General features: G+C 45.7%; 8 protein-coding genes and 1 pseudogene. 4 read left to right on the forward strand and 5 right to left on the reverse strand.

All coding sequences use genetic code 11. The features are described 5' to 3' along the window. Positions 1–551: 551 nt before the first annotated feature. The 3 genes and pseudogenes from Xhom_RS05545 to Xhom_RS05555 form a co-directional block, all read left to right on the forward strand. Entirely contained in the window at positions 552–872 is a 321-nt protein-coding gene (locus Xhom_RS05545) for an HNH endonuclease signature motif containing protein (RefSeq protein ID WP_069317759.1), read from the forward strand. Positions 873–972: 100 nt separating this feature from the next. Next, a complete protein-coding gene (locus Xhom_RS05550; RefSeq protein WP_069318546.1) occupies positions 973–1326 on the forward strand; it encodes a phage terminase small subunit P27 family in 354 nt (117 codons plus the stop codon). Continuing rightward, a pseudogene (locus tag Xhom_RS05555) lies at positions 1323–1817 on the forward strand (terminase large subunit domain-containing protein); the annotation flags it as partial. The gene Xhom_RS05550 and the pseudogene Xhom_RS05555, both read left to right, overlap by 4 nt. A 182-nt stretch (positions 1818–1999) precedes the next feature. Here Xhom_RS05555 and fis read toward each other — a convergent pair. From fis to Xhom_RS05580, 5 genes are all read right to left on the reverse strand, one after another. Continuing rightward, a complete protein-coding gene (fis, locus tag Xhom_RS05560) occupies positions 2000–2296 on the reverse strand; it encodes a DNA-binding transcriptional regulator Fis (protein ID WP_010847912.1) in 297 nt (98 codons plus the stop codon). Between the two features lie 7 nt (positions 2297–2303). After that, entirely contained in the window at positions 2304–3287 is a 984-nt protein-coding gene (gene dusB / locus Xhom_RS05565; RefSeq protein WP_071933896.1) for a tRNA dihydrouridine synthase DusB, read from the reverse strand. Between the two features lie 283 nt (positions 3288–3570). Next, the gene (gene prmA, locus Xhom_RS05570; protein WP_069317763.1) at positions 3571–4452 is read right to left on the reverse strand and encodes a 50S ribosomal protein L11 methyltransferase; all 882 of its coding nucleotides are present in this window, start codon (positions 4450–4452) and stop codon (positions 3571–3573) included. Positions 4453–4489: 37 nt separating this feature from the next. After that, complete coding sequence (panF, locus tag Xhom_RS05575; protein ID WP_069317764.1) at positions 4490–5932, reverse strand: sodium/pantothenate symporter; 1443 nt, start codon at positions 5930–5932, stop codon at positions 4490–4492. Next, entirely contained in the window at positions 5922–6164 is a 243-nt protein-coding gene (locus tag Xhom_RS05580; protein WP_069317765.1) for a YhdT family protein, read from the reverse strand. The genes panF and Xhom_RS05580 overlap by 11 nt, the downstream gene beginning before the upstream one ends. 771 nt (positions 6165–6935) lie before the next feature. Here Xhom_RS05580 and Xhom_RS05585 point away from each other — a divergent pair. Then, positions 6936–11030, forward strand: coding sequence for an inverse autotransporter beta domain-containing protein (locus Xhom_RS05585; RefSeq protein WP_069317766.1), 4095 nt, complete (start codon positions 6936–6938; stop codon positions 11028–11030). Positions 11031–11065 lie beyond the last annotated feature (35 nt).

Consider the following 11065-nt stretch of genomic DNA (forward strand, 5'->3'; position numbering starts at 1 on the left):
GGACTGATTGCTTACTGCCTTAAATTGAAAAAACCATCACTGAAAGTTTTCTACTCAGAAGAAGCTGTTCCAATGATGGCTTAAGCAGAATTCGGGTTAACTTAATGAAATTAATTTTTTTGTTATTTTTCATTCAGAAATAAATGTGTTAGGTGATGAAAGGGATGGTTAATATCTTGTTGGTCATCCGTTATTATTTGGCACTTGCTTAACTGATTTATGGTTCCCCAACAGGCAAGGCAGTTATTGGCGGATTTATGCAGTTATCTGGTTGACTCCAATCAATCGGATGGAATGTTAATCAACAATGCGGAAATTGTGCCGTTTAATCCCCCATAAATATCTCGACTACACTTATTTTGCTGCAATAATCTGAATAAACCTATTTCTGTCAACCGGTTTAGTACGGATATGTCAGGTGTATTGACAGAGTACAGCCTGCACTAATCACAGTCGCAGGAAAGATAGCCGTTGCCCCAAATGGATAAAAAGCCAGAAGAAACTAATTCTATACGGTTCGTTACATTGGTTTTAGTAAAGATATTACGGAGATGGGTTTTCACCGTGAATACAGTAACCGATGGGGACGCTATCGGCTGCAATACCTAAAATCTCATCCCTTATGTGTCTATTGCTTACAGCAGAGTTGTTACACACCTGCAAGCATTGTGGATCACATCATCCCGATACAGGGTGAAGCGGATGTGCTGTTTTGGCCTGCATCGAACCATCAAGCGTTATGCCAGACCTGTCACAACCGTAAGACCGTCCAGACAGATCCCATCACCAAAGCGAAGCGCAAACAAGGAAGCTATCAGGAGCAGGAGGCAGAAGCGGCACGATTGTTGAAATTCGGAATAATAACAATATGAAATAACGGGTGGGGTATCAAAAATGACAAACATCCCTCTGAGCGGAACCGCCCCCTCCTGCAATTTTTTTGAAAATAAATCACAAGGAACAGAGAACATTATGTCAAGAGCACCCAAACCGCCTACTTATTTAAATGATATTGCCGCCAGTCAATGGAAAGCCAAATCAAAAACCTTAAGTGAACGGGAAGATCTCACCGCTGCCGACTGGAGCAATTTAGAACTCTATTGTGTCAACTATGCCATTTATCGAAAAGCGGTGGCAGACCTTGATATCTGGGGCTTTAGCATCGTGAACAGTCAGGGCAGTGAAAGCCGTAACCCATCACTGAGCGCCAAAGCGGACGCCGAAAAAATCATGATAAAAATGTCGACGTTGCTGGGTTTTGACCCCGTATCACGGCGTAAAAATCCGGTAGAAACGGAAGAAGAGGACGAGTTATACCGACTATGAACGTATGGGATCAGTACGCTTTTGATATCGAAAACGGCACAATTCCAGCCTGTAAGCGGGTAAAACAGGAGGTGAAACGCTACTTTAATGACCTGCATAACCCGCTTTATGTATTTGATTCGGAGGTGGTAGCGCGGTTTATTGCCTTTTCCCGTTACTGTCCGCACGTCAAAGGCCACTTGCGGGGCAAACCGATTATGCTGGAGCCGTGGCAGCAGTTCGCCTTTGCCAATCTGTTCGGCTTCAAAGTCAAAGCAACCGGACGCCGGAAATACCATAGTGCTTACATTCAAGTCCCGCACAAAAATGCCAAATCCACCGTTGCCGCGATATTGGCTAACTGGTTTCTGGTGATGGAGAACGGGCAGCAGGATATCTACACTGCCGCAGTGAGCCGTGATCAGGCACGTATTGTATTTGATGATACCCGTCAGATGTGCCTGTTATCAAAGCCACTCAAGAAACGAGTCACTATCCAACAACACAAAGTCACTTAAATTAGTGACCCCACTAACGCTTTTCTTTTTTTCACATCTTTTTTGTCTCTATGTTTTCCAATGAATTTTTATGCTGAGGATTTTTATGTGGGGTATTCGGTGGGGTACTCATAACAAAAAAAGCACTTCCCTTAAAAGAGAAAGTGCTTTTATAACAACATGATCTAAGACTAGGATCAGTTCATGCCGTATTTTTTAAGTTTCTTACGCAGAGTACCACGGTTGATTCCCATCATCAGTGCTGCGCGGGTCTGGTTACCACGGGTGTATTGCATCACCATGTCCAACAGTGGTTGTTCTACTTCAGCCAATACCAGCTCATACAGGTCATTAACGTCTTGACCGTTCAGTTGAGCAAAATAGTTCTTCAGTGCTTGTTTAACCGAATCACGCAGAGGTTTTTGAGTAACCTGATCTTGTGAATTTACAGTAGCAACGGTTAGGACATCAGAATTTACGCGTTGTTCGAACATAGTTCTGTCAGCTCTTTTCTTTATTTACGCAAAAATTTTCGAAGTATGCCTCCAACGCCTCCAGCTGTTCGCTGGCATCCTCAATGGCGTTGAATGTGCGCCGAAACTGGTCACCAGGGGCATGTTCCTTGAGATACCAAGATACATGCTTGCGTGCAATACGAACTCCTTTGCCTTGACCGTAAAAGTCATGCAGCTCTCGTATATGCTCGCTCATTAAACGCTGCACTTCGCCAAGGGGCATCGGTGACAGCAGTTCTCCTGTTTCCAGATAATGCTGGATTTCCCGAAAGATCCAGGGTCTTCCCTGAGCAGCGCGGCCTATCATCAGGGCATCAGCCCCGGTGTATTCAAGCACTGCTCTGGCTTTAAGCGGGTCAGTGATGTCGCCATTAGCAATAATTGGAATGGCAACAGTCTGCTTAACTGTCCGAATGTTGTCGTACTCGGCCTCACCATTAAACAGGCAAGCTCGTGTCCTGCCATGTATCGTAAGAGCCTGAATACCGCAACGCTCAGCCAATTGGGCAATTTCTACACAGTTACGTTCTTCCGGTGACCATCCTGTACGAATCTTAAGAGTAACAGGCACATCAACCGCATTGACTACCGCAGAAAGGATTTTTTCAACCAGTTCTGGATAACGCAGTAATGCAGAGCCTGCCAGCTTACGATTCACCTTTTTGGCCGGACATCCCATATTGATATCGATGATCTGAGCGCCATTGTCGACGTTGATTTTCGCCGCCGCCGCCATTTCATCGGGATCACTACCGGCAATTTGTACAGAACGTACCCCAGGTTCATCGCTATGAACCATACGCAGCCGAGATTTGTCCGTCTTCCAAACCTGAGGATTGGAAGAAAGCATTTCTGAGACTGCCATTCCGGCACCCATGTGATAGCAAAGAGATCGAAACGGGCGATCTGTTATGCCAGCCATGGGGGCTGCAATAAGACAGTTTTTCAACTGGTATTGTCCGATACGCATAGCGAAGAAAGAGTGGTCAACTGTGACTAAGGGCGCGTATATTACGCATTTTTCACAAGATATGAAAGGCCAAACTTTGAGCGAATCGATATTTATAACGGATTTTTTCCAGTTGATTTTTATAAAAATGGCTAATTATTGTTAAATAACAATTAGTTACGTGTTATTGATGAAATTTATTGTTACCTATATTTCTAATCAGAAATAGAACGAATTACCACCAATTGACCTCCTAGATAATCATTTTAGTGGATAATCTCGCTTTTCAATAGGTATTGATTGATTATTTTTTAATCCCTGTGATGCGGCACCACTCTTCTTGTTCCGCAATTGGATCGATAATGAATTCATTGTCATAGGCTTGAGCGACACCTTCAGCCTGACTTGCCAGAATACCAGATAAGCCTAATAATCCACCAGATTTAGGCAGTGAGCCGATAATAGGAGCCAGTTCACGCAATGGGCCTGCCAGGATATTGGCAATCACGACGTCACATTCGAGATCACTAGGCTGATCTTTAGATAGGTAGAGAGTTAGTTGGTCAGATACACCATTGCGTTCTGCATTATCCCGGCTAGCCTGAATCGCTTGTGGATCGATATCAATACCGATCGCTTGTTTTGCACCCAGCTTCAGAGCTGCGATAGCCAAGATACCTGAGCCGCAACCGAAATCGATAACGGTTTTTCCTGCCAAATCCAGGCCATCAAGCCATTGCAGACAGAGGGAAGTGGTTGGATGCGTACCGGTTCCGAACGCCAGACCGGGGTCAAGCATGACATTAACAGCATCTGGCTCTGGAACTTCGCGCCAACTCGGGCAAATCCACAAGCGGTTGCCGAAGCGCATTGGGTGGAAATTATCCATCCATTCACGCTCCCAGTCTTTATCTTCCAGTTGTTCAATTTTGTGGATAAAGCCTTTGCCCAGTTGAGGAAGATGCTCCAATTGGCTTACAACAGCCTTCATATCCATTTCAGCGTCGTACAGACCGATGACATCGGTATCACCCCATAAACGGGTTTCCCCCGGCAGAGGCTCAAAAATTGGGGTATCGTGGCTATCCTGAAAGGTCACTGATACGGCACCACTTTCCATTAGCTCATCGCCCAAGGCTTCAGCTTGCTGTCCCGTGGTGTTTAGTCTTAATTGTATCCAAGGCATAAAAATTCTCTTTTTGTGAATCAACGAGTTTTGTGAATCAATGTGTTTTGTAAATCAACGTGTTTTTGCTCCCCATCCAATTCCCTATCCCGAATGCCAGTAAACTTAATAGCAGTGATGGCACGATGGGATGGAAAACGAGGAGCTGAATATTGAAGGTCGCCAGCAGCGTATAGCTTGCGGCACCTGTCAGCATCGAGCTGATTGCCCCGTGGGCATTGGCTTTTTCCCAGTATAACCCCAATACCAGAGGCCAAAGGAAAACAGCTTGCAGACCCCCAAAAGCCAGCAAATTCAGCCAGATGATCATTTCAGGGGGATGCCATGCGGCCAGCAGCAATAATGCACCTAAAAGCAGGGTGGAGTAGCTGGAGATGCGTGATAGTTTTTTCTCTTGGCTGATCTGGTGCGGGAACAGATTTAAATAGAGATCTTTGACGATTGTAGCCGAAGATTGCAGCAGTTGGGCATTAATAGTGGACATAATGGCCGCCATGGGTGCAGCCAGAAAAATGCCGGCAGCGATAGGGGGGAGTACAGTGATCATCAGGGTTGGGATCACTTGATCGGGAATGGTCAGATCAGGAATGATCGCCCGACCGAGTGCGCCGGCAAGGTGCATGCCGAACATCAGGATCGCCATAACAATGGTACCAAGGATAATACCGCGATGAACTGCCTTGCTGTCCCGATAAGAAATGCAGCGTACCGCCGTATGTGGCAGCCCGATCACGCCGAAGCAGACCAGTACCCAGAAGGATGCCATGAATGGCCCTGTGAGGATATGGTCAGCACCGTAAGGCGAAACTAAATTCGGATCAATGGTGCGTAATGTTGTCACTGCCGCTGATATGCCACCCGCCTTGTAGATAATCGCCACCAGCAATAGCACGGTACCCAGCAGCATCACCAACCCTTGCAAAGCATCATTAAGAACGCTGGCTCTGAAGCCACCAAATGCGGTGTACAGTGCGATTGAAAGACCAAAGATCAGAAGCCCTGTATCGTAAGAGATGCCTGCGGCAGTCTCCAGCAAACGTGCTCCGCCGATAAACTGCACTGTCATCGCACCGACAAAGGCGACCAACAGGCTAAGGCTGGCAAACCAGACCAGAAAGCGGCTCTGGTAGCGTGCATAAAGCATATCATTGAGAGTAACCGCATTGTAACGGCGGGCAAGGATGGCAAATTTTTTTCCCAGCACACTCAGGGAGAGCCAGATCGCGGGTAATTGAATCAGTGATAATAGTACCCAACCAATACCATATTTATAAGCAGCACCAGGGCCACCAATAAATGAACTGGCACTAATATAGGTAGTTGTAATGGTCATCGCCAGTACAAAACCGCCCATTGAGCGATTGCCGAGAAAATACTCATTCAGGAAGTCGCCTGTTTGGCGGCGGCGATAAGCATAGACTGACAGTAGGAAAACCAGCGCTAAATATCCCACTAAAGGCAAAATGACTTCACTTTGCATTATCGTCCTCCAATGGAACGTCTTTGAATATAAAGGTCACCATCAACCAGCAGAGGATGATAAATAAGGCGGGTAGCAGCAGGCACGCCAGTTCAAACCAGTGAGGCAATCCAGTTAAGCCGATGGCATCACTAGGTAAATAGGCACACAGTAACCAACCAATAAGATAAGCCAACGTCAGGAACACTGCCCAACGTGCTTCTTTATGGGATTGAACAAATCTTCTGTCCATCCATTCTCCGGATAACTTACATAAAACAAGATAGGGAATTGTACGGTAACGCGCGGATTTATTCAGGGAAAAATGTGCCTTGGAAATCTGAGTAAAATTACAAATTTTTCTCGATGTGTAACAAAATAGTGTCATTATTGGAATGAGTGTGTATTTTGTCGAATTGTTAACAATAGATGAGTAAATTTATTATTCGATAATTATTGGAGAAAATTTGAGATGTAAGTAAGTGTTTTGAAATTAATTACGGATGTTTTTTAAATGTAATTTTTAAATTTTTTCAGATAATAAAAATAATGAGGTTTACATTTTGTGATTAATTGTTAACTGCCACTTTTAAGGTAATAAGGTGAACAGGAGTTATATTATTAATTATGTTTTCAATTTATTGATATATATGTATAAATTAATTAATTACCATTTTATTGCAATAGTGGTGATGTTTTTTTTCTTCTGATAATTGATTTTTTTTAGTTTTTAATTTAAATGGATTAATATAAGTTAAAGTGTTTTTTATTTTTAAATAATGTTTAATTAACTAATTGAAATTTTTTAGACTATATGTTTTGTAAAGTTTTTATCGTGCTTAGTCAATAGTGTTCTCTTATATAGAATCATGCTTATTTTTCTTAATTTGAAGTCTCTCCTCAATCAATTGCAAACTGCAACTCCAAAGATGAAGAACATAACGGGGAGAAAAAAGAGGAATGAGTGTTATCCATTCAATGAATCTATTGAGATACCGTGTATTCATGGCAAGGGTTAATTCAAATGCTGAAAAAACAAAATAGCCCGTGGACAGATAAACAACATTATTGGATTAAACGAGTGGCCTGGCTCAATATTCTGGCCCAGATTGCATTTCCGGTCGCGGGTGCTTTTACTCCCACGGTGGTGTCTGGCAAAGCCACCCCTGTTACTCAGGAAGAGCCGCCAGTGGAGAACCGACAAACCGCCTCTGTCAGCGATATTTCCGAAAATTACACCGAGCGTTGGCTGGCGAGTGCGGCTTCCCGTGCCGCAGGGATGCTGAAAAACGGTAATGTTGTGGAGAGTGCTAAAAGCCAATTGCATAGCATGGCGGTCAGTGAGGCCAATCAAGCGGTACAGAACTGGCTGCAACGTTATGGCACCGTCAAGTTACAGGCTAATGTGAATAGTCGTGGCCGCTTAGAAGGTAGCCAGTTTGATATGCTGTTGCCGTTGTATGACACGGAAAAACAGCTGGCCTTTACCCAGTTTGGCTTGCGCCGCCTCGACCGCCGCACGACTGTCAACGTTGGCTTGGGGCAGCGCCATTTTCTCGATACCGGCCTGTTTGGCTACAACGCCTTTTTTGACCATGATGTGACCCGTGACCATACCCGCTTGGGGCTGGGTGCTGAATATGCCCGTGATTTTATGAAATTCGCGGCGAACGGTTATTTCCGGGCCAGTAGCTGGAGAGATGGCAAGAAACTGAAAGATTACGCTGAACGTCCGGCTAATGGTTTTGATTTGCGGGCGGAAGGGAATATTCCCGCCTACCCGCAATTGGGCGGTAAATTGATCTATGAGCAGTATTTTGGTCATGAAGTCGGTTTGTTGAGTGAAGAACAACGCCAGAAAAATCCTTCCGTTTTGACTATCGGCGCGAGCTATACGCCCATCCCGTTGGTCACACTGGGCATTGACCGCAAGCAAAGTGCGCAGGGGAGCGGTGAGACGCTGTTTAATCTCGGCCTGAACTATGAGCTTGGCACCCCGTGGTCAAGGCAAATCGATCCGGATGTGGTGACCTTTAAACGCAGTCTGCAAGGCGGGCGTTATGATTTAGTCGAGCGTAATAACCAGATTGTGCTGGAATACCGTAAAAAAGAACTGATACGCCTGAGTATGGGGGAGCGGATCAGCGGGCATGGCGGTGAAGTGGTTCCGTTGACTGTCAGTATCAGCACCAAATATGGGCTGAAAGAAATTGTCTGGGATACGGCGAATTTGGTCGCTGCTGGTGGCAAGCTGGAGAAAAGGGATACGCCGCCAGAAAACATGATTGCCTATTCGGTTGGTGAGGGAACCCGTTATCTGCTGACGCTGCCACCGTATCATGTAAAAGGTAACAATACCTATACTCTGTCCGGCACTGCCTATGATAATCAGGGCAACGCTTCTGAACGGGCAGAAACTCAGGTACAGGTGACTGCTTTGGCTATTGACCTGAAAGGTTCCGGTTTTGAACTCGCCAAACAATCGATGCTGGCGGATGGAAAAACTCAAACCGTGCTCCGGCTAAAACTGATCGATAAGGTTAGTAAGCCCGTCAGCGGTGCCGCAGGCAATATCACGCTCACATCGGATTTCAGTGGCCTGCAAGGTGAAGGTAAATCCCCTGAATGGAATACAGAAATTAAAGAAGTGCCGGAAGGGAGCGGGATTTATGAAATCACCGTCACGGCGGGCACTCAACATGGCGAGTGGAAAATCACGGCCACGGTGGATGGGCACACATTAAACCCAGTCACCCTCACTTTTAGTACTTCATTGGGGGAATTGATTGACGAGACAAAATCCCAGTTTAGGTACGTGGGTAAGAAAAATTTGCCTGTGGATGAATCCGGTTTATTGGTGCTGGATTTACTGGATAAAGAGAATAACCCGATAACCGGTGTAGCAAATAACCTGAGTCTGGATGTCGATACCCGAGGACTATACGGTGATGGTAAGAAACCAGAGATAACTGAGGTACAAGAAGTACCATTGGGTAGTGGTCATTATGAGTGGAAAGTGACTGGTGGAGGGAAACAAGGCCGTGTACCTGTCACCCTGACAGTGAATGCCCAAAAGATAAGACATACTGCAACACTGACTTTTGGGAAGTTGTTGGCAGAGACTATCGATATGGAAAATAGTCGTTTTATATCGGTAGATAAGACACTGGCGGCGGATGGCCAGCAGCAAACCACTCTGATACTGGATCTGAAAGACAAGGAAGGAAAACCCATTAATAGGGCGGCGGTTAGCATTAAGATCACCAGCAATGAGTTGGCAGGAAGTGGTACCAATCCTGCTATGGGCGAGGTAATGGAGAAACCAGTAGGCAGTGGGGTTTATAAAGTTATCATAACTGCCGGAACGAAAATCGGCCTATGGAAAGCTATCGCTACTGTGGATAGCAAGCCACTAAAGCAAGCAGTAGAAATTCAGTTTGATGCTGTCAATACACCAACCCTCAGCGGGCTCTCCGTCACGGGGGTTATGGCACAGGGTGAAAAGCTGAATGCGACTTACCAGTTTCATACCAATGGCGGTAATGAGACTGATCACTCTTTTTTTGCCTGGGGCACCGAAAACACCACCGCTGATGCAGTGAAAACACTCGCCAAGGCCGCAGAGATCAATACCGTGCCCCGTGCCGATATGCATCAGGATGGGCTGATGTTGTCAGGGAGCGTGAAGGATAAGGAGAAGGTACCTGAATACACCATTTCACAGGTTGCAGCAGGTAAAGTACTGGAGCTGTCGGTACTGGCCGCCAGTGCCGAGCAGGTGAGTCAATTACCGCCAGAGACTGTCGTTCTGCGTAAAGGAGAGCAAGGAAACAAAACGACCGGAGGAAATCACGAGGGCGGTGTTATTGATCCCAATGCTAAACCTGACATCCATGCGCTTAAGCTGGAAGGTATCTTGGAGAAGGGAAAAACCTTAACCGCCAAATATATCTTTGAGGCAGGAACGGGAGATGGCATGGATAAATCGGGGTATACATGGTGCCGCAAGCAATTAGATGGAACGCCAGATGGCACAACGTGTAAAACAGGTATCGGCCCGGACAGAGCTGGTCAGATCAGTGAAGTGGATTATTTACTGGAACCTCAGGATGTTAACCGGATCGTAGAGTTTTCAATTCGGGCAGAAAATGCGCTGAGCGTGAAAGCAGACGACACTAAGACGATCAACAGCAGCATGAAATGGGAAGCGGGAAATCACTCCGGCGGAGGAAGCCATCAAGGTGGTGTCATTGATCCCGACCAAGATCCTGTTATTACTCATCTGACATTGGTTGGCCCATTGACGATAGGGAAAAAAATCACGGCGACCTATGTCTTTGACGATAAGGGTGGTCATCCGGATGATAAGTCCCTCTATGCATGGGGAGTGTATGAATCCGGAGAGGATGATCCGACAATACGTGCGATAGAAAACTCCAATAATGTCATCGTCAAGAGCGGTCATATCCCAGAATCTTTCGAACTGACGGATCAAGACGCAGGTAAAATCATTGCCTTAACTGTGCGACCCAATAATGGCAAAGGCAATAACGGGAGTATTGAACGGACTCAGGGGATGGTGCTGGGAATTGCGGATAAGTTTGATGTGACTTGGACCGTCAATACGCAAGGTTTAGATAATGGAAAGAAAGCGCCTAAAGTGAAGAGAGAAGATCCGATTACTCTCACAGTCAAGACATTGAAAGGTGGCAATACCATAAGGGGAGTGCCGATTAAGGTTGAACTGGGGAAAGCGACTGGCCGGACAAAGGCGGCGCTGGTTGATCCTACTGCGCAGTTTGAAATTGCAGGTAAAATTTACAAGAACGGTGATATCTACATCGGCAATTCTGACCTAAATGGTGAACTGGTGATTGTTGTCACTGATGCGGGTAGTGTCGGCCTGAAAACTCCCGTGTTGATAACCGTGAATGAAGGTACAGGCGCTAAGATTGAAAGCCAAATACAGGATGTTATCTTTACGGTTATTACCAGCCCGGATACGGATAAGGCCAATTATTGGGGGCATATGTTTGAGATAGTTTCGACCAGTGTTATTAACCCGGCGGAAAAATACATCGGCTATGCGGCATATTTAATAAACCGTGATTTGAAATAACTTTTTACGCGCTCGGGTCGTCGTTGTAATTGACG

Source organism: Xenorhabdus hominickii (assembly GCF_002632725.1).
Taxonomy (GTDB): Bacteria; Pseudomonadota; Gammaproteobacteria; order Enterobacterales; family Enterobacteriaceae; genus Xenorhabdus; species Xenorhabdus hominickii.

Bases quoted from the DNA above. Each gene is read 5' to 3' on its own strand.
- Xhom_RS05580 (WP_069317765.1), bottom strand. From the start codon at position 6,164: ATGGACAGAAGATTTGTTCAATCCCATAAAGAAGCACGTTGGGCAGTG.
- dusB (WP_071933896.1), bottom strand. From the start codon at position 3,287: ATGCGTATCGGACAATACCAGTTGAAAAACTGTCTTATTGCAGCCCCC.
- prmA (WP_069317763.1), bottom strand. From the start codon at position 4,452: ATGCCTTGGATACAATTAAGACTAAACACCACGGGACAGCAAGCTGAA.
- Xhom_RS05585 (WP_069317766.1), top strand. From the start codon at position 6,936: ATGCTGAAAAAACAAAATAGCCCGTGGACAGATAAACAACATTATTGG.
- panF (WP_069317764.1), bottom strand. From the start codon at position 5,932: ATGCAAAGTGAAGTCATTTTGCCTTTAGTGGGATATTTAGCGCTGGTT.
- fis (WP_010847912.1), bottom strand. From the start codon at position 2,296: ATGTTCGAACAACGCGTAAATTCTGATGTCCTAACCGTTGCTACTGTA.
- Xhom_RS05545 (WP_069317759.1), top strand. From the start codon at position 552: ATGGGTTTTCACCGTGAATACAGTAACCGATGGGGACGCTATCGGCTG.
- Xhom_RS05550 (WP_069318546.1), top strand. From the start codon at position 973: ATGTCAAGAGCACCCAAACCGCCTACTTATTTAAATGATATTGCCGCC.